Source organism: Acidovorax sp. SUPP3434, from assembly GCF_030159015.1.
GTDB lineage: Bacteria > Pseudomonadota > Gammaproteobacteria > Burkholderiales > Burkholderiaceae_C > Paracidovorax.
Genome location: NZ_BQXL01000003.1, coordinates 69,113 through 87,665, shown reverse-complemented (window position 1 = coordinate 87,665; position 18,553 = coordinate 69,113). Strand labels below are relative to the sequence as shown.

Here is an 18,553-nt window from a genome sequence, read left to right as displayed (position 1 = left end):
GGCTCCAGGGGCAGTAGCAGGCCTTCCGGCGTTTTACCGGGGCGCGATTGTATCGATCCGGGCCCGGCGCGAACTGGAAAGTGGCAGATATCACACAAGCCGGTGCGGCAAGCCCCAAACGGGGTCCTGTCCTACTCGGCCAGGCACTGTCCCAGGCCGTGGAGAAAGATGTCCTTGGGCAGGTCGATGCCGATGAAGACCATCTTGCTCAGGCGCTGCTCGCCCTCAGCCCACTGCGGGCCCAGATCGCTGCCCATCAACTGGTGCACGCCCTGGAAGATCACCTTGCGCTCGGTGCCCTTCATGTTCAGCACACCCTTGTAGCGCAGCATGCGCGGGCCGTAGATGTTGACGATGGCGCCCAGGAAGTCTTCCAGCTTGGCGGGATCGAACGGGCGCTCGGAGCGGTAGACGAAGCTCTTGACGTCATCGTCGTGGTGATGGTGGTGGCCGTGCCCCTGGCCGTTCTGGTGCGAGGGGTGGTCGCAATGCTCGCCATGCGCGTGGTCGTGATCGTGGTGGTCATGCCCATGGTCGTGGCCGTGGCCATGCCCGTGGTCGTCTTCCTTGAGGAAATCCGGGTCGATGTCGAGCTTGGCGTTCAGGTTGAAGCCACGCAGGTCCAGCACCTCGGCCAGCGGCACCTCGCCGAAATGCACGGCCTTGATCGGCGCGCGCGGGTTCATGTGCTTGAGGCGGTGGATCAGCGCGTCGGCCTCTTCCTTGCCCACGAGGTCGGTCTTGGACAGGAAGATCTGGTCGGCGAAGCCCACCTGGCGGCGCGCTTCCTGGCGGTCGTTGAGCTGCTGGGGCGCGTGCTTGGCGTCCACCAGGGTGATGATGGAGTCGATGAGGTAGGTCTCGGCGATCTCCTCGTCCATGAAGAAGGTCTGCGCCACGGGGCCGGGGTCGGCCAGGCCCGTGGTCTCGATCACGATGCGGTCGAACTCGAGCAGGCCCTTGCGCTTCTTGGCGGCCAGCAGCTGCAGCGTCTCGCGCAGGTCCTCGCGGATGGTGCAGCAGATGCAGCCGTTGCTCATCTGCACGATCTGCTCCTTGGACTCGGTGACCAGGATGTCGTTGTCGATGTTCTCTTCGCCGAATTCGTTTTCGATCACGGCGATCTTCTGGCCGTGGGCCTCGGACAGCAGGCGCTTGAGCAGCGTGGTCTTGCCCGAGCCCAGGAAGCCGGTCAGGATGGTGGCGGGAATGAGGGACATGGAGAAAAGCCTTGGGTGAAACAGCGGGTGCCGCAACGCGGAAAGAAAGAAAAAGCACGGCGCGCCGGCCTCTGCAGCGCGGCCGCGAAGGCGGCTGCAGGACCATCATCCAGTGTAGCGGCGCTGTCAAGCACCCCCATCGAGCGCAACACCGTCATCGGCCTGCTATACAGTGACTATCGAAGAAGCTTTTTGATACGTTTTGGCCATGGACTACCGCCTGACCGCCACGCTGCTCGATTCCCTGGGCATCGCCATGTGCGTCTTCGACGACCAGCACCGCACCGTGCTGTGGAACCAGAGCTTCCTGCGCTTCTTTCCAGAGCACGACGGCCACGTCCACGCCGGCGAGCCGTACGCGGACAACCTGCGCCGCTTCTACCGCCAGCGCCTGGCCCCGGACGACCTGCGCTACCTGGAGCGCCATGTGGCCGACGGCATCGCGCGGCACGTGCAGCAGACGCGCCCCTACGTCTTCCAGCACCGGGGCCGCTGGCTGCGGGTGGCGGCGTCCTCCATGGGCGACGGGCACCGCGTGCGCATCTGGCTGGAACTGGCCGAGGCCAACCTTCGCATGCCCACCCAGGCGCCCGCACCGCCTCCCGCCGACCGGCCGGCCGGCGATGCGCTGCAGATGCTCGAACACGCGGGCGACGGCGCCTCGGTGCAAAGCGGCGACGGGCGCATCGTGTTTGCGAGCGACCACTTCCTTGCCATGTATGGCCTGCCCTCGAAGGTGGCGGCGCTCGGGCGCAGCTACGCCGAGGTGGTGCGCCAGCATTGGGCATCGGCCTGCGCCCCGGACGAATACGCGGCGCGCGCCGAAGACATCGTCGCCGCCCTGCACGACAGCCTGAACTTCGCCGGGGTGCCGTTCGAGGTGCCGCTGCCCGGCGGCCGCTGGGTGCGGGTGGCCATGAACCGCATGGCCGACGGACAGACCTGCGCCTTCCACACCGACATCAGCACCGACAAGCGGCGCCAGGACGAACTGCGCGCGCTGACGGACCAATTGCGCGAGGAAAGCCTGCACGATGCGCTGACAGGCCTGCAGAACCGGCGCGGGCTGCACTCGATCGTGCAGACGCTGTCCGGCCAGCCCGGGCCGCATGCCCTGCTGTACATCGACCTGGACGGTTTCAAGGCCGTGAACGACGCGGCGGGCCACGGCGCGGGCGACCAGGTGCTGTGCCAGGTGGCGGTGCTGCTGCGCCAGTCGGTGCGCATGGCCGACACGCTGGTGCGCATCGGCGGCGACGAGTTCGTCGTGGTGCTGCAGGCCTGCGAGACGCAGCAGGCGCAGGCCGTGGGGACGAAGATCGTCCAGGCCATCCACCAGCAGGACTTCGCCGCCGAAGGCGCCCGCTTCCGCGTGGGCGCCAGCGTGGGGGTGCGCGTCTTCTCCAGCCACAGCGACAGCCCCGACGTGGTGCTGCACGATGCCGACGTGGCCTGCTACCGGGCCAAGCACAACGGCCGCGGGCGCGTCGAGGTGTTCGGCGCGGGCGGCTGAGCGCGGCCGGCTATTTGCGCATCACCGCCAGGCCCTTGAGGTATTCGCCCTCGGGAAACTCCAGCGTCATGGGGTGGTCGGGCGCGCCGCCCAGGCGCTCCAGGATGAAGCCGTCCACCCCCGCATCGGCCCCGGCCGAGGCGACGATCTTGTGGAACAGGTCGGCGCTGATGCCGCCCGAGCACGAGAAGGTGTACAGCATGCCGCCCGGCTCCAGCAGCTGCAGCGCCAGGCGGTTGATGTCTTTGTAGGCGCGCGCGGCCCGGTCGGCGTGCGCGGCGGTGGGCGCGAACTTCGGCGGGTCCAGCACGATGGCGTCGAAGGTGCGCCCGTCCTTGAGGAACTGCCGCAGCGAGGCGTTCACATCGGCATCGAGGAAATCCGCGCGGCCGGCCTCGAAGCCGTTCAGGGCGACGTGCGCCCGGGCGCGCTCCAGCGCCGGGCCGGACGAATCGATCGAGGTCACGTGCCCCGCCCCGCCCGAGAGCGCCGCGACGGTGAACCCGCCCGTGTAGCAATAGCAGTTGAGCACGCGCTGAAAGCCCAGGCGCTGCGTGGCGTCGGCGAAGCGCTTGCGGCTGTCGCGCTGGTCCAGATAGAAGCCGGTCTTGTGGCCTTCGGCGATGTCCAGCGTCAGGCGCCAGCCGTGTTCGCGGATCGACAGGCCCGTCTCGCCCTCGCCGCGCAGCCAGCCGGTGGCGGGCTCCAGCCCTTCCAGCCCGCGCACGCTGGCATCGGAGCGTTCGTAGAGGCGCACCAGCCCGGTCTCCTGCAGCAGCGCGTCGGCGATCACGGCCTTCCAGCGCTCGGTGCCGGCGCTGGTGAACTGCGCCACCAGGGTGTCGCCATAGCGGTCCACGATCAGGCCAGGCAGCCCATCGGACTCGCCATGCACCAGGCGCACGCCATCGCTTTCGATGCCGAATCGGCCTCTGGCGCATATGGAACGCCGGCATGCCGCTATGAAAAAAGAAGCATCGATGCGCTGGGCTTCGTCGAAGCTCCACACGCGTGCGCGGATTCGCGAGGTCGGGCTGAACGCGGCCCAGGCGAGGAACTGGCCTTCGTGCGATTCCACGCGCACGGTCTCGCCGCTGTCGCCGCCGCCCTTGGCGATGGCCGATTCGAAGATCCAGGGATGGCGGCGCAGCAGGGAGCGCTCTTTGCCGGGTCGAAGGCGTAGGGTTTTCATGCCCGCGATTGTGCGATGCCCGTGCGCCGCCCCGGCGAAAGCCATGGCGCGGGCCCGGTGGCGCGCGGCCGGGCCGGGAGGACGCAAAGCAACATTTGAGCATTGTTGAGAAACATCCGCTCACAGATTCCTACCATCCACCCCATCTCCAGCCCCCTGGCAGGAGACGCACATCCAAGCACCAAGCATTCCAACAATTTCAGGGAGAAAACACCACATGCTGCACTTCGGTCCTTTGAAAGTCGCCACCCGCCTGGCCCTGCTCCTGGCCCTCCTGTGCCTGCTCGCCGCCGGCGTCGGCACCGCCGGCCTGCTGGGCATGGCGGGCTCCAATGCCGCACTCGTGTCGGTCTATCACGACCGCGTCGTGCCGCTCAAGCAGATCAAGATCGTGGCGGACGCCTATGCCGTGAACGTCGTGGACACGGCGCACAAGGTGCGCGACGGCGCCATGACGCCCCGCCAGGGCCTCGACTCGATCGCCAGCGCACGCAAGGACATCGACGCCCATTGGTCGGCCTACCTGTCCGCCCCGCTGATCGGCGAGGAGCGCCGGCTGGTCGCGCAATTTCGCCCGCTGCAACTGGCCGCCGATGCGGCGGTGGCGCGGCTCGAAGGCCTGCTGCACGACGGCGACATCCCGGGGCTGACCGCCTTCGCCGCCCGCGAGATGTACCCGGCGCTCGACCCGCTGCAGACGGTGCTGTCGTCCCTCACGCAGGTGCAGCTGGACACGGCGCAGGCCGACTACGAAGCCGCCGAGGTGGCCTTTGCCGACACCCGCCTGGGGATCGTGGTGGCCGTGGCGGCGGGCGTGCTGGCCGCGCTCGGCTTCGGCTACCTCGTGGCGCGCAGCATCCTGCGCGAACTGGGCGCCGAGCCCGCCACCGCCGCCGCCCTGGCGCGCAGCGTGGCCCAGGGCGACCTCACCGTGGCCATCGCCCTCGCCCCCGGCGACGACACCAGCCTGATGGCGCAGCTGCGCCACATGCGCGACCACCTCGCCACCGTGGTGACCGCCATCCACGAGGGCGCCGAGAGCGTCTCGGCCGCTGCCGCGCAGATCGCCCAGGGCAACGGCGACCTGTCGGCGCGCACCGAGGGCCAGGCCGGCGCGCTGCAGCAGACGGCGGCGTCCATGGAGCAGCTGAGCGCCACGGTGCGCCACAACGCCGACAGCGCGCGGCAGGCCGACCAGCTGGCGCAGACCGCGTCCGCCGTGGCCCGCGAAGGCGGCGCGGTGGTGTCGGACGTGATCCAGACCATGCGCGGCATCAACGACAGCAGCCGCCAGATCGCGGACATCATCGGTGTGATCGATGCCATCGCCTTCCAGACCAACATCCTGGCGCTGAACGCCGCCGTGGAAGCGGCCCGCGCCGGCAACCAGGGCCGGGGCTTCGCCGTGGTGGCGGGCGAGGTACGGCACCTGGCCCAGCGCGCGGCGCAGGCGGCCGGCGAGATCAAGGGCCTCATCACCGCCAGCGTGGAGCGTGTGAACGCGGGCACGGCCCTGGTGGACCGCGCGGGCCACACCATGGGCAGCGTGGTGAGCAGCATCGGCGGCCTGAGCGGGCTGGTCGGCGAGATCACCGCCGCCAGCCGCGAGCAGAGCGAGGGCGTGGACCAGATCAACGGCGCCGTGACGCAGATGGACCAGACCACCCAGCACAACGCCGCCATGGTCGAGGAAATGGCTGCGGCCGCCGCTGCCCTGAGCAGCCGGGCCCGCGAACTGCTGGCCTCGGTGGCGGCCTTCAAGCTGCCCCAGCACCCCGTCCTGGCAGCCCCGCGCATCCCGCGGCGCCTGGTGCGCGGCTGATCCCGCCCGGCGGCCGGCCGCCGGCCTCCAGGCCCGGCACCAGCGGCCGGCCCCTCAGTCGCTGGATTTCTTGCGGGCGCGCGGATGGGCCGCGTCGTACACCTTGGCCAGGTGCTGGAAATCGAGCCGCGTATAGACCTGCGTGGTGGTGATGTTGGCGTGGCCGAGCAGCTCCTGCACCGCGCGCAGGTCGCCGCTCGATTGCAGCAGGTGGCTGGCGAACGAGTGGCGCAGCATGTGCGGGTGCACGGGCGTGGTCAGCCCCGCCTGCTGGCTGCGCTGGCGCAGGCGCAGCCAGATCGACTGCGCCGTGAGCCGTTGGCCGCGCTGGCCCACGAACAGCGCCGCATCCAGCCGCGCCGACGCAGCGCCGCCGAAAGGCTGCGGGCGCTGCGCCAGCCAGGCCTGCAGCGCAGCCAGCGCGGCCGTGCCCACCGGCACGCTGCGGCGCTTGGAGCCCTTGCCGAACACATGCGCCTCGCCGGCCTCCAGGTCGACCCAGCCGCGGCCCTGGCGCTGGGTGTCGGGGCCGGGCGCGGCATCCAGCCCCACCAGCTCGCCCACCCGCAGGCCGCAGCCGTAGAGCAGCTCCACCATGGCGGCGTCGCGCGCCTCCAGCCAGGGGTCGCCGCCCGCGTGCTCGAACTCGGCCAGGCGCACCGCGTCGTCCACGGGCAGGGCCTTGGGCAGCGGCTTGGGCGCGCGCGGCGCCCGCACGCCCTGCACAGGGTTGTGCGGCACCAGGCCCTGCTGCCCGGCCCAGGTGAAGAACCCGCGCCATCCCGAGAGGATGAGCGCGATGCCGCGCCCGCTGCGCCCGCCGCTGTGCATCTGCGCCACGAAGCGGCGGATGTGCGCGGTGGCCAGGCCCAGCAGCGGCACGCCCGCGCCTTCGGCGAAGCGGGCGAGCTTGTCCAGGTCCAGCGTGTACAGGGCCAGGGTGCGGGCGGCCAGGCGCTTTTCCACGCGCACGTGCTCCAGGTAGCGCAGCACCGCCGGATCGGTGGGCGCGGTGGCGGCCGGTGCCGGCTCGGCATCGGCGGTGGGCACCGGTTCGGTCATGGCAGGCGGCGATGCAGGGGAAAAGAAAGGCAGAAGGCGCCGGCGGGCAAGGGGCCGGCGCCGCCGCTCAGCGCAGGCGCGAGAGCGCGCCGCTCGCCAGCTCCGCCATGCGGGCGAGAAAATCCGTGCCCATGGCGGCATCGAAGCGGTGCGGATCGGCCGAGCCCAGCACCAGCAAACCGAAGGCCGGCTCGGTGCTGTCGATCGCGCCTTCGCGCAGCGGCAGCAGGGCCAGCGACTGCACCTGCGATGCATCGGGCAGCCACGCCGTGGGCTCGAACCCCAGGTTGGGTCCGCAGAACGGCATGGTCAGCGACGAGGCGAAGGCCCGCGCATCCTCGCTCGCACCCTGGGCATAGGCCGCACCGGCATAGGTGGGGGCCACGTCCCACAGGCGCAGCGCGGCCTGGGGAACGTCGAACAGGCGGCGGATACCCTCCTCCACCACGTTCGGCAGGCTGGAGGGGTTGCGGGCCTCGGCCAGCTCGCGCGTCCAGCGGTGGATCTTGTGGGCGATGGCGGCGTTCTCGTTGCTGTTGCGCACCATTTCCATGATGCGCTGCTCCAGGCCCTTGATCTTCTCGCGCAGCATCTCGGCCTGGCGTTCCTGCAGGCTCACGGCCCGCTGGCCGTGGGGGCTGGTGATCTGCACGCTGGCCAGCACCTCGGCGTGGCGCTCGAAAAAGCCCGGCGTCTGCGCCAGGAACTCGGCGATGTCGTCTTCGGTGATGGGGGGAACCTGGGTGCTGTGGGGAATGGTCATGGTGTGTCGGGAATGTCGATCTGGCCTTCGAAGACGGTGGTGGCGGGACCGGTCATGAAGACCGGGTCCGTGTCGCCGCCACTCCAGGCGATGGTGAGGAGGCCGCCACGCGTCTGCACGTCCACGCGCGCATCGAGCAGCCCCAGGCGGATGCCCGCCACCACGGCGGCGCAGGCGCCCGTGCCGCAGGCCAGCGTCTCGCCGGCGCCGCGCTCGTACACGCGCAGGCGCACCCGGGTGCGGTCCACGACCTGGAGGTAGCCCGCGTTCACGCGCTGCGGAAAGCGCGCATGGCGCTCGATGAGCGGGCCGGTCTGCGCGACGGGCGCGGTGTCCACGTCGTCCACGAGCTGCACCGCGTGCGGATTGCCCATGGAAACGACTGCTACAAAAACAATAGCGCCATGCCCTAGTGAATCATGCGCCAGAGGCCATTTTTGCCCCAAACCCTGCATGATGGGGGTGAGGCCCGTGGTGTCGAACGGCACGCGCGCGGGATCGAGCACCGGGCGGCCCATGTCCACCGTCACGCGGCCGTCGGGGGTGAGTTCGGGGGCGATGTCGCCAGCGCGGGTGCGCACGCGGATGCGGTCGCGGGTGGTCAGGCCCTTGTCGCGCACGAAGCGGGCGAAGCAGCGCGCGCCGTTGCCGCACTGCTCCACCTCGCCGCCGTCGGCGTTGTGGATGACGTATTCGAAGTCGATGTCCTCGGCGGGCGAGGGACGGACGGTGAGGATCTGGTCGGCGCCCACGCCGAAGTGGCGGTCGCCCAGGAAGCGGTACTGCGCGGCGGTGAGGCCGAGGCGGCCCTGGGTTTCATCGATCACGACGAAATCGTTGCCCGCGCCCTGCATCTTGGTGAAGCGGATGTGCATGGGGCCGGATTATCGTCCCCCCGACCGGGCCGCCATGTAACGGTTCCTGCGGTTTGTCATTGCGCCGCATCGCCCGGCGGGACACCGCAGCCGGTGCTGCAGCACGGCCGGGCGAACCGACGAAGCGAGAAGGTTGAAGGCTGATCCATCTCAGCCGCTCGCCACCGCCAGCGCCGCATAGTCGCCCACCTGCAGGCCCAGGCCGGCCGGCACGAGCTGCACCCCGGCCGTGAGCGCCGGCAGGTGCGCCGACACCTCGGCCTGCAGCGGCGGCAGCAGGTAGTCCTGGTGGTGCAGGAACACGCTGCCCCCGAGGCTGATGCGCTGCAGGTCCAGCGTGGCCACCAGGTTGTAGAGCATGCGGCCGAGCACGCGGCACATGCCCGCGACCGCGGCGTGCGCGGCGGCATCGCCCCGCTTGGCCGCATCGACCAGCTGTTCGGCGTCATGGCCGAAGCGGCGCGGCATCGAGCTGCCGGCCACGAGCGACTCCACGTCGCCCACGTTGCCGCAGCCGCACAGGGCATCGCCCGGCCCGTCGCTGGAAAAACTGTGGCCCGCATGGCCCGCGTTGCCGCTCTTGCCGCGCAGCACCCGGCCGTCCACGCACAGGCCCACGCCCACGCCGGTGCTCCAAGTCACGTAGGCGCAGTGGTCCAGGCCCTGCAGCGCGCCCCAGCGGCGCTCGGCCAGCAGCGCGGCGACGGCATCGTTCTGCGCATGGACCGTGCCCAGCGCGGCCGCCAGCGGCGCCTGCAAGGGGATCTGCATCCAGTCGTTCGGCGCGTCGCGCCCGGGGCCTGCCAGGCCGCCGCAAATGTTGGGGGTGGCCAGCTCCACCTGGCCGTCGCGCAGCGCGAAGGGGCCGCAGGCCGAGACGCCTGTGGCCTGCAATTGCGCGCGGGTGATGCCCGCTTCGGCGCAGGCCTCGTCTACCATGCGCAGGGCCTGCCGGGCCAGGGCGTCGGGTGCGCCGGTCTTGGCGGTGGGCTCGGTGCGGCGCGCCACCAGTTCGGCCAGGCCGGTGCCCGCGGGCGCCAGGGCGACGGCGATCTTCGTGCCGCCGATGTCGATGCATGCTCTCATTACCACCTCGCGTTCGTGCAGGGCCTGGGCCCGGCCGGCCCGCAAGGGCGGCGGTCAACGGACGCAGGCGTTGCCCGCCAGTATCGGCGGGGCGGCGGAGGCGGCATGTAGGCCAGGGCCGACCGCCGGCGCGCCTGGCGGGGGCCTCAGATGGAGTAGCCCAGGACCATCGCCACGCCCGGCTCCTTGTTCGGGCGGCTGAAGCTCTCACGGCTCAGGCGCGCCATGGGCAGGTTGAACTGCTCGGTGGCAAACCATTTCTTGTACAGCGGGTCGATGTCGCGGCTCGAGAACAGGCGGTTCAGCGTGCGGTCCACCACGGCGCCCAGCTCGGTATCGCCCTTGCGCATCATGATGGCGTAGGGCTCCACCGACAGCACGAACTTGCTCAGCTCCACCTTGTCCGCGGCCTTGTTCTTGGCGGCCATGCCGAGCAGCAGCGAATCGTCGTTGGCATAGGCGCGCACGGTGCCGTCCTGCAAGGCCTTGTAGGCCTCGGTGTCGGAGGCGAACACCTTGAGCTGCATCTTCACCTCGTTGACGGCGAGCTGGGTCAGGAGCTTTTCGGACGTCGTGCCCTTGCTCACTGCCACGGGCAGTCCGGCCAGGTCCTGCAGCACATCCATCTTGACGCCCTTGGGCACCAGAACGCGGATGCCCGCCACGAAGACGGTGTTGCTGAACGCCACGCGATCCTGGCGCGCCTTGGTGTTGGTGGTGGAGCCGCATTCGAGATCGATCTCGCCGGCTTCCAGCTTGGGGATGCGCTCCGTGCCGCTCACCACCTTGTATTTCACGTCCAGCTCCTTGAGCTTGAGCGTGCGCTTGATCTCATCGACCGCAGCCAGGCACAGGTCCACGGAGTAGCCCGCGGGGGCCTTCTTGTCGTCCAGGAACGAAAACGGCCAGGCCGCTTCGCGCACGCCCAGGGTGATGGAATGGGTTTCCTGGATGCGTTGCAAGGTGTTGGCCGGGCCCTGGGCCATGGCGGAAAACGGCGCGATGGCGCAGGCGAGCAGCGGCAGCAGCCGGGCGATGGAGCGGAACATGGGAAAAACGACTTTCAAAGGGGCGGCCGGGACATCGGGCGCGCCCAGTGTGACAAGGGCAGATGGAAAATCCGTGACAGGCGACGCGCGGGCCTCACACCCACTTGGCGATCAGGCTCGCCAAGGCGCTGAGCAGCAGCGTGCTGGTGAGTGGAATGAACCACTCGCGACCGAACAGACGGAACCGGAAGTCCCCCGGCAGACGCCCCATCCCCAGGCGCTGCAGCAGCGGCGTGAGGCCGTTGATGAGCACCAGCGCGAGAAAAACGACGATCAGCCAGCGAAACATGGGCTGCAGTGTAGGGCTTGCGGCTTTTCGGCCCCGGATCGGCCGGCCCGGGCCCTGAAAGCCCAGGGGCATGGCCCCCGCCCGCGCGCGCCCAGTGCAGCGGGCCGGTCAGTCAGCGCTGCACGCCCCAGCGGCGCACCGTCAGTCGCTCCAGCGTGTGAAAGCCCAGCGTCTCCACCAGCAGCCCGATGAGGATCACGAGCGCCAGGCCGGCGAACACCTTGTCGGTGTAGAGCTCGTTGCGATTCTGGAAGATGTACCAGCCCAGGCCCCCCTTGCCCGACGACGCGCCGAACACCAGCTCGGCGGCGATCAGCGTGCGCCAGGCAAAGGCCCAGCCGATCTTCAGGCCCGACAGGATGGACGGCAGCGCCGCCGGCACCAGGATCTGCAGCACGTAGCGGATGCCGGTGAGGCCGTAGTTGCGCCCGGCCATGCGCAGGGTCTCGGGCACGCCCTGAAAGCCCGCGTAGGTGGCCAGCGACAGCGGCCACAGCACCGAGTGCACCAGCACGAACACCAGGCTGCCCTGCCCCAGGCCGAACCACAGCAGCGCCAGCGGCAGCAGCGCGATCGCGGGCAGCGGGTTGAACATGGCGGTCAGCGTGGACAGCAGATCGCGCCCGAACTGGGTCGAGACCGCCAGCGTGGTCAGCACGAAGGCCCCCGCGATGCCGGCCAGGTAGCCCTTGAGCAGCACCGACAGCGAGATCGCGGCCTTGGCCAGCAGCTCGCCCGACGCCAGGCCTTCGGCCAGGGCCCGGGCGGTCTGCACGAAGGTGGGCAGCAGCAAATCGTTGTCCTGCCAGCGCGCCAGCAGCTCCCACAGCACGGCCAGCACCGCCAGGATGGCGAGCCGCCGCACGGCCTGCTGCTGCCAAACGCGGGCGAACAGCGGCAGCGGCTGCTGGGGCGCAATGCGTTCGAGCGGCGCGAGCGGGCCTTCGAACTCCGGCCGCACGGGCGGCTCGGGCCGCGCACGGGGCGCGGCGTCCACGGAAGGGGTGAGGGCAGCGGTCATACGGAAATCTGGAAAGGCAGGGCGCCGATCGGCCGCGCCGCGGCGGAAGGCACGGCCCGCTCGTGCGCCTGCACCTCGGCCTGCACCGGCCCGGCCGCGCCGCCTCCGGGCGCCGGCTCGTCGAACAGCAGCCGGTGGATGCGCTGGGCCGTGGCCTGGAACGCCGTGCCGCCCAGGCTGTGCAGCCCGAACTGGTGGCAGTTGACCTCGGCGCGCAGCCGCCCCGGGTGCGGCGACAGGATGGCGATGCGGTTGCCCACCACCAGCGCTTCTTCGATGGAATGGGTGACGAAGATCAGCGTGAAGCGGAACTCGTCCCACAGCCCCAGCAGTTCCTCCTGCATGCGGCGGCGCGTGAGCGCATCGAGCGCGGCGAAGGGTTCGTCCATCAGCAGCACCCTCGGCTGCATGGCCAGGGCGCGGGCGATGGCCACGCGCTGCTTCATGCCGCCGGACAGCTGGTGCGGGTGCGCATCGGCGAACCGGGACAGCCCCACCTTGTCGAGATAGAGCGCCGCGCGCTCCGCAGCTTCGGCGCGGCTGGCGCGGCGTGCGGCCAGCAGCGGGAACATGACGTTCTCGCGCACGGTCTTCCAGGGCGGCAGCTGGTCGAACTCCTGGAACACCACCACGCGGTCGGGCCCCGGCCGCGTGACGGGCTGGCCGTCGAGCACGATGCGGCCTTCGCTCGGCGGGATGAAGCCTGCAATGGCCTTGAGCAGCGTCGATTTGCCGCAGCCCGAAGCGCCCAGCAGCACGAAGCGGTCGGCCGCATGCACCTGGAAATCCACCCGGTGCGTGGCACGCACCACGGTGTCGCGCGTGCGGTAGTCGATGCTCACGCCCTCCACGTGCAGCAGCGCCGACGGGTCCGCCGCGCGGGTGGGCAGCGGTCCGGCCGCCGGGGCCACGCCACCGCCGGCGCCGCCGGTCTCGGGCTCCAGGCGCTCCATCAGCGCGGGGGAAAGGGGTCCCATCCGCATGGCGCGCGTCAGTTGCCGCCCGCGGTGTGGGCGTCTTCGAAGAAATAGTCCTTGAGCGTGGTCGGCGCGTTCTTGATAGCGCCCACGCGGTGCAGGAACTGGCCCATGCCCAGCGTGTTCTCGGGTTTCACCTTGAACTGGACTTCCGGGTTCTTGATGATCTTGAGCAGCAGGTCCCGGTCGGTCTTGGCGCCGGTCACACGCAGGTAGATGTCCGCCGCCTTCTCGGGGTGGGCGGTGATGAACTTGGCGGCCTCGTCCAGGCCATCCAGGAACGCCTTGTAGGTCTTGGGGCTCTCGCGGCGGAATTTCTCGGTCGCGTACAGCACGGTGGCCGACGAAGGCCCGCCCAGCACGTCGTAGGAGTTGAGCACGATGCGCGCGGCCGGGTTGCCGGCCAGTTCCTGTTCCTGGAACGGCGGGTTGCCGAAGTGGCCCGTGATCTCGGTGCCGCCCTTGATGATCGCGGCGGCGGCGTCGGGGTGCGGCAGGGCCACCTGGATCTTGTCCAGGCGGTTGAACTCCTTGTCGCCCCAGAGCTTGGCCGAGGCCATCTGCAGCACGCGCGACTGCACCGACACGCCGACGGCGGGCAGCGCGATGCGGTCCTGCTCGGTGAAGTCGGCCAGCGTCTTCACCTTGGGGTTGTTGCTCACCAGGTAGTACGGAAAGTTGCCCAGCGAGGCCACGCCCTTCACGTTCTGGCGGCCCTTGGTGCGGTCCCACAGCGTGAACAGCGGGCCCACGCCAGCGCCTGCGATGTCGATGTTGCCCGACAGCAGGGCATCGTTGACCGCAGAGCCGCCGGACAGCTGGAGGTAATCAACCTGGATGTCGATGCCCGCCGCCTTGCCGTGCTTTTCGATGAGCTTCTGGTCCTGCGCCACATTCAACAGCAGATACACCACGCCGAACTGCTGCGCGATGCGCAACTGGCCTTCAGCCGCGTGCGAAGCGGCGGGCAGCCCCACCCCGCAGGCGATGAGGCCGGCAGCGGCCAGGGCGGCAAGGGTGCGGCGGGCGATGCCGCGGCGTGAAGGCTGGTGCATGGTGGGCATTTCCTGGCGCGAGAAGCGAGAAGCGAGAAGCGAGAAGCGAGAAGCGAGAAGCGAGAAGCAACGAAGAAGGGGAAAGGGAGGAGCGCGGGGGCGAAGGCGGCGGCCGTTCAGAACGGCAGGTCACCCTCGACCGTGGTGCGGTAGAGCTTGCGGCGCTCGCTGTCGGGCGTGCCGGCCGCCAGGTGCATGACCGAGCGGTTGTCCCAGAACACGAGGTCGTGCGGCAGCCAGCGGTGCCGGTACAGAAACTCGGGCCGCACGCTGGCGGCGAACAGTTCGTCCAGCAGCGCGCGGCTTTCATCGTCGGGCAGGCCGACGAGGCGCGTGGTGAAGTGCTCGCTCACGAAGAGCGCCTTGCGGCCGGTTTCGGGGTGGGTGCGCACCACCGGGTGCACGGCGGGCGCCACCTCGTCGATCTGTGCCTGCGTGAGCTTCGGGCGCCAGGGGCTGCGGGCGCGCAGCTCCTCGTACTTGGCCAGGTAGCTGTGCTCGGCCTGCAGCGGGGCGATGGCGTTCTTGAGCGCCTGGGGCAAGGCATCGTAGGCCGCGTGCTGGTCGGCAAACAGCGTATCGCCACCCTCTGAGGGCAACTCCTGCGCGTGCAGCAGCGAGCCCAGGCTGGGCTTTTCCTTGTATGACAGGTCGGAATGCCAGTAATGGCCCGCATCGCCCAGCCCGATGGGCTGGCCGCCGGCGTCCTTGATGTTGGAGACGATCAGGATCTCGGGGTGATCGGCCAGCTGGAAGTTCTTCAGCACATGGATCTGCAGCGGGCCGAAGCGGCGGCTGAAATCAATGTGCTGGCGCGGGGTGATGCGCTGGTCGCGGAACACCAGCACGTGGTGCGCCAGGTGGGCACGGTGGATGCGGTCGAAGTCCTGTGCGCCGAGGGGCCGCGACAGATCGAGGCCCACCACCTCGGCGCCCAGCGGGCCTGCGGCGCCGGCCACCGGGCGGATATCGAAGGGCTGCGGCGCGGCATCATCGTCCAGGGCGATGGCCGTCGCGGAAACCGGGGCGTGGGACAGAACTGCCGACATGGTGAACCACCTTTGAACGGGCCCGGCGGGGCCCTCTGGGTTGCCACTTTATTCAGCACGCGTGCAAACCGGAACGAATGATTTATGCATTGCTAACTACAAAATCATCTATCGACACGACGCCCCCACTGCTTGCACAGCACTGGCAACCGTCACGAAACGGACGCCTGACCTTGGCATATTGGGTGCTTGTGCCCTTTCATGCAAAAGATAACACTGGGCACCCATGCGCCCCATCGCACCGACCGGGGCCGCACGGAACGCACACACCCTCCCCCGTTCTTTCGCGATGCTCCCAGGACACCGGCGCCTGCGGGTGAACGGAGCCACCCGGCACCACCGGGCCGCGGGCACGGCCCCTGCGCTGTCCCCACCCGCGAACGAACCGACACGACAGGATCACAGGACATGCTGCAGGAAGAACGATTCATCCGCATCCGCACGCTGCTGGCCACGCTCACCCGCGTGAGCACCGAGCGCATCGTGAAGGACCTCGACGTTTCGCGCGAGACCGTGCGGCGCGACCTCGTCGAGCTGGAGGCGCAGGGCGTGCTGCGCCGTGTGCACGGCGGCGTGGTCGCGCCCGGCCCGGCGCCCGAACCGCCGCTGGCTGTGCGCCAGGCGGTGCGCGAGCGCGAAAAGCGCGCCATCGCCCGCGCCGCGCTGCGGCAGCTGCAGCCGGGGCAGACGCTGTTCCTCGATGCCGGCAGCACCACCACCCTCCTGGCGGCGGAGCTGTCGTCCCTGTCGGGGATGACGGTGGTGACCAACAGCCTGAACGCCGCGCTCCAGCTGGCCGGGGCCGACGCCGGCCGCCCGGCGCGCAACGACGTCATCCTGCTGGGCGGCCGCACCGACCCCGGGGTGCGGGCCACGCACGGCGACATCACGGTGGCCGAGATCCACCGCTACCGCGCCGACGTGGCGCTGCTCTCGCCCGTGGGCATCCACTGCCTGCACGGCGCAACCAGCTTCGACCACCACGAGGCGGCCATCGCCCGCGCCATGGCGGCGCAGGCGCAGCGGCTCATCGTGCTGGCCGACCACAGCAAGATCGGCCAGGCCAGCCGCGTGGTGTATGCAGGCCTGCCCGAGATCGATACCATCGTGACCGATGCGGGCTCGCGCGCGCTGCCCGGCCTGTCGGCGCTGCAGGCGGCCGGCAGCCACGTCATCGTCGCCTGACTGTCCACGAAAGGCCCCGACGCCCCATGCCCGCCAGCCGCTACCACCACACCGCCGGCGGACAGCGCTGGCAGTTCCGCGACCTGGGCGACGTGATGGCCAAGGCCACGCCGGCCCGGTCGGGCGACGTGCTGGCGGGAATCGCGGCGGGCACGGCGGTGGAACGCATGGCCGCGCGCATGTGCCTGGCCGATGTGCCGCTCGACCGCTTCCTGAGCGAAGCGCTGGTGCCCTACGAGGACGACGAGGTCACCCGCCTCATCATCGACACGCACGATGCCGCGGCCTTCGCGCCCATCGCCCACCTCACCGTCGGGGGGCTGCGCGACTGGCTGCTGGCCGCGGACAGCGCCCTGCTGACCGCCGTGGCGCCGGGCCTCACGCCCGAGATGGCGGCCGCCGTGAGCAAGCTCATGCGCAACCAGGACCTGGTGGCGGTCGCGCGCCGGTGCCGGGTGACCACGCGCTTTCGCAACACCCTCGGCCTGCCCGGGCACCTGGCCGTGCGGCTGCAGCCCAACCACCCCACGGACGACCTGCGCGGCATCGCCGCCTCGATGATTGACGGCCTGCTCTACGGCGCGGGCGACGCGGTGATCGGCATCAACCCGGCCACGGACAGCATCGCGGCCCTGACGGGGCTGGTGCACCGGCTCGACGAGGTGATCGCCACGCTGCGGATCCCCACGCAGTCCTGCGTGCTCACGCACGTGACCCACACCCTCCAGATGATCGGGCAGGGCGCGCCGGTGGACCTGGTGTTCCAGTCCATCGCCGGCACCGAAAAGGCCAACGCCGGTTTCGGCGTGAACCTGGCCCTGCTGCATGAGGCGCGCGAGGCGGCCCTGTCGCTCCGGCGCGGCACGCTGGGCGACAACGTCATGTATTTCGAGACCGGCCAGGGCAGTGCCCTGTCGGCCGACGCCCACCACGGCGTGGACCAGCAGACCTGCGAGGCGCGGTCCTACGGCGTGGCGCGCGCGTTCTCGCCCCTGCTCACCAACACCGTGGTCGGCTTCATCGGGCCGGAATACCTGTACGACGGCAAGCAGATCATCCGCGCGGGCCTGGAAGACCACTTCTGCGGCAAGCTGCTGGGCGTGCCGCTGGGCTGCGATGTCTGCTACACCAACCATGCCGAGGCCGATTCGGACGACATGGACACGCTGATGACGCTGCTGGGCGTGGCGGGCCTGACCTTCATCATGGGCGTTCCGGGTGCGGACGACATCATGCTCAACTACCAGAGCACCTCGTTCCACGACGCGCTGTACCTGCGCGAAGTGCTGGGCCTGCGGCGCGCACCCGAGTTCGAGGCCTGGCTGCAGCGCATGCACCTGACCGACGGGGCCGGCCGCCTGCTGCCCGCCGCGCAGCAGCGGCCCGCGCTGGCGCAGTTGCGGCGCATCGGAGGGGCCGGGTGATGGCCGACACGCCCGCCACCCCGGACGCCGGCCCCCCGCCCGATCCCTGGGACGACCTGCGCGCCCACACGGCGGCGCGGCTGGCGCTGGGGCGCGCAGGCACCGCCATCCCCACGCGCGAACTGCTGGACTTCGGCATGGCCCACGCTCAGGCACGCGATGCCGTGCACCGGCCACTCGATGCCGAAGGCCTGGCCACGCAGCTCGCCCCGGCAGGCGGCACCCCGCTGCAGGTGGCCAGCGCCGCCACCGACCGTGCCACCTACCTGCTGCGCCCGGACCTCGGCCGCCGCCTGGGCGATGCCGATGCCGAGCGCCTGCGCGGCCTGGGCCGCCAGGGCGATGGCGGCACCCCGCAGGCGGGATGCGACCTGCTGCTGGTGGTGGCCGATGGCCTCTCGTCCCTGGCCGTGGAACGCCATGCCGCGCCGCTGGTGCAAGCCATTCTGGGCACGGCACCGCAGGGCTGGCGCATCGGCCCTTTGGTCATTGCCACGCAGGCGCGCGTGGCGCTGGGCGACGAGGTGGGCACACTGCTGGGCGCACGCCTGGTGGCGGTGCTGATCGGCGAACGCCCGGGCCTGAGTTCGCCCGACAGCCTGGGCATCTACCTCACCTGGCATCCGCAGGTGGGCCGCAGCGATGCGCAGCGCAACTGCATCTCCAACGTGCGGCCCGAAGGGCTGGCCCCGGCCGCGGCGGCGGCGCGCCTGTGGTGGCTGTGCCAGGAGGCCCGGCGCCTGGGGCTTACCGGCATCGGGCTCAAGGACCGCAGCGATGCAGCCACCCTGGACGCCGCACCGGCCAAGGGCACGCTGACCGACGGGTAACGGGTAACGGGTAACGGGTAACGGGTAACGGGTAACGGGCCGGCAGCGCCCTTCCATCTTTTCGGCCTATGGATATGGCCCGATGTTCGGGTCGCTTGCATATCCGATTTGGTCGCTTCGCGTCCGCCATGGCGGTCTCCA

General features: G+C 70.2%; 17 protein-coding genes. 5 read left to right on the top strand and 12 right to left on the bottom strand.

Translation table 11 applies throughout. The annotated features are described in order from the left end of the window. Positions 1-131 precede the first annotated feature (131 nt). The gene (locus tag AVKW3434_RS06835) at positions 132-1,220 is read right to left on the bottom strand and encodes a CobW family GTP-binding protein (RefSeq protein ID WP_284405266.1); all 1,089 of its coding nucleotides are present in this window, start codon (positions 1,218-1,220) and stop codon (positions 132-134) included. A 208-nt stretch (positions 1,221-1,428) separates the two neighbouring features. Between AVKW3434_RS06835 and AVKW3434_RS06830 the strand changes: the two genes are divergently transcribed. Continuing rightward, positions 1,429-2,733 carry a sensor domain-containing diguanylate cyclase gene (locus tag AVKW3434_RS06830; protein ID WP_284405265.1) on the top strand — a complete coding sequence of 435 codons (1,305 nt, stop codon included), beginning with the start codon at positions 1,429-1,431 and terminating at the stop codon, positions 2,731-2,733. Positions 2,734-2,743: 10 nt separating this feature from the next. Here the strand turns inward: AVKW3434_RS06830 and AVKW3434_RS06825 are convergent, their stop codons facing one another. Next, a complete protein-coding gene (locus tag AVKW3434_RS06825) occupies positions 2,744-3,925 on the bottom strand; it encodes a class I SAM-dependent rRNA methyltransferase (RefSeq protein ID WP_284405264.1) in 1,182 nt (393 codons plus the stop codon). A gap of 217 nt (positions 3,926-4,142) precedes the next feature. Between AVKW3434_RS06825 and AVKW3434_RS06820 the strand changes: the two genes are divergently transcribed. Beyond that, the gene (locus AVKW3434_RS06820; protein ID WP_284405263.1) at positions 4,143-5,747 is read left to right on the top strand and encodes a methyl-accepting chemotaxis protein; all 1,605 of its coding nucleotides are present in this window, start codon (positions 4,143-4,145) and stop codon (positions 5,745-5,747) included. Positions 5,748-5,801: 54 nt separating this feature from the next. Here AVKW3434_RS06820 and AVKW3434_RS06815 read toward each other — a convergent pair whose 3' ends face one another. The 10 genes from AVKW3434_RS06815 to AVKW3434_RS06770 all read right to left on the bottom strand — a co-directional run bounded on the left by AVKW3434_RS06815 (position 5,802) and on the right by AVKW3434_RS06770 (position 14,973). Further along, positions 5,802-6,809 (bottom strand): tyrosine recombinase XerC, encoded by a 1,008-nt coding sequence (locus AVKW3434_RS06815; protein ID WP_284405262.1) that lies wholly within the window; start codon positions 6,807-6,809, stop codon positions 5,802-5,804. Positions 6,810-6,876: 67 nt separating this feature from the next. Further along, entirely contained in the window at positions 6,877-7,572 is a 696-nt protein-coding gene (locus tag AVKW3434_RS06810) for a DUF484 family protein (RefSeq protein WP_272567184.1), read from the bottom strand. Continuing rightward, on the bottom strand, positions 7,569-8,447 hold the full coding sequence (dapF, locus tag AVKW3434_RS06805; protein WP_284405261.1) for a diaminopimelate epimerase: 879 nt from the start codon (positions 8,445-8,447) through the stop codon (positions 7,569-7,571). Before dapF ends, AVKW3434_RS06810 begins: the two co-directional genes overlap by 4 nt. 150 nt (positions 8,448-8,597) lie before the next feature. Then, positions 8,598-9,533: an ROK family protein gene (locus AVKW3434_RS06800; RefSeq protein WP_284405260.1), complete on the bottom strand. Its 936-nt coding sequence runs from the start codon at positions 9,531-9,533 to the stop codon at positions 8,598-8,600. Positions 9,534-9,679: 146 nt separating this feature from the next. Continuing rightward, entirely contained in the window at positions 9,680-10,582 is a 903-nt protein-coding gene (locus AVKW3434_RS06795) for an amino acid ABC transporter substrate-binding protein (protein ID WP_284405259.1), read from the bottom strand. 94 nt (positions 10,583-10,676) lie between these two features. Beyond that, entirely contained in the window at positions 10,677-10,871 is a 195-nt protein-coding gene (locus tag AVKW3434_RS06790; RefSeq protein ID WP_272549218.1) for a DUF2905 domain-containing protein, read from the bottom strand. A 112-nt stretch (positions 10,872-10,983) separates the two neighbouring features. Then, positions 10,984-11,892 carry an ABC transporter permease gene (locus tag AVKW3434_RS06785; protein ID WP_284405258.1) on the bottom strand — a complete coding sequence of 303 codons (909 nt, stop codon included), beginning with the start codon at positions 11,890-11,892 and terminating at the stop codon, positions 10,984-10,986. Beyond that, entirely contained in the window at positions 11,889-12,869 is a 981-nt protein-coding gene (locus tag AVKW3434_RS06780; RefSeq protein WP_284405257.1) for an ABC transporter ATP-binding protein, read from the bottom strand. Before AVKW3434_RS06780 ends, AVKW3434_RS06785 begins: the two co-directional genes overlap by 4 nt. Positions 12,870-12,883: 14 nt before the next feature. Then, entirely contained in the window at positions 12,884-13,924 is a 1,041-nt protein-coding gene (locus AVKW3434_RS06775; RefSeq protein WP_284405256.1) for an ABC transporter substrate-binding protein, read from the bottom strand. A 116-nt stretch (positions 13,925-14,040) separates the two neighbouring features. Continuing rightward, positions 14,041-14,973: a TauD/TfdA dioxygenase family protein gene (locus AVKW3434_RS06770; protein ID WP_284405255.1), complete on the bottom strand. Its 933-nt coding sequence runs from the start codon at positions 14,971-14,973 to the stop codon at positions 14,041-14,043. Between the two features lie 408 nt (positions 14,974-15,381). On the opposite strand from AVKW3434_RS06770, the gene AVKW3434_RS06765 reads away from it, so the two are divergent. The 3 genes from AVKW3434_RS06765 to eutC are packed head-to-tail and all read left to right on the top strand — an operon-like array spanning position 15,382 to position 18,412. Next, complete coding sequence (locus tag AVKW3434_RS06765) at positions 15,382-16,158, top strand: DeoR/GlpR family DNA-binding transcription regulator (RefSeq protein WP_284405254.1); 777 nt, start codon at positions 15,382-15,384, stop codon at positions 16,156-16,158. Positions 16,159-16,184: 26 nt separating this feature from the next. Beyond that, the gene (locus tag AVKW3434_RS06760; RefSeq protein WP_284405253.1) at positions 16,185-17,582 is read left to right on the top strand and encodes an ethanolamine ammonia-lyase subunit EutB; all 1,398 of its coding nucleotides are present in this window, start codon (positions 16,185-16,187) and stop codon (positions 17,580-17,582) included. Continuing rightward, a complete protein-coding gene (eutC, locus tag AVKW3434_RS06755) occupies positions 17,582-18,412 on the top strand; it encodes an ethanolamine ammonia-lyase subunit EutC (protein WP_284405252.1) in 831 nt (276 codons plus the stop codon). The genes AVKW3434_RS06760 and eutC overlap by 1 nt, the downstream gene beginning before the upstream one ends. Positions 18,413-18,553: the final 141 nt, after the last annotated feature.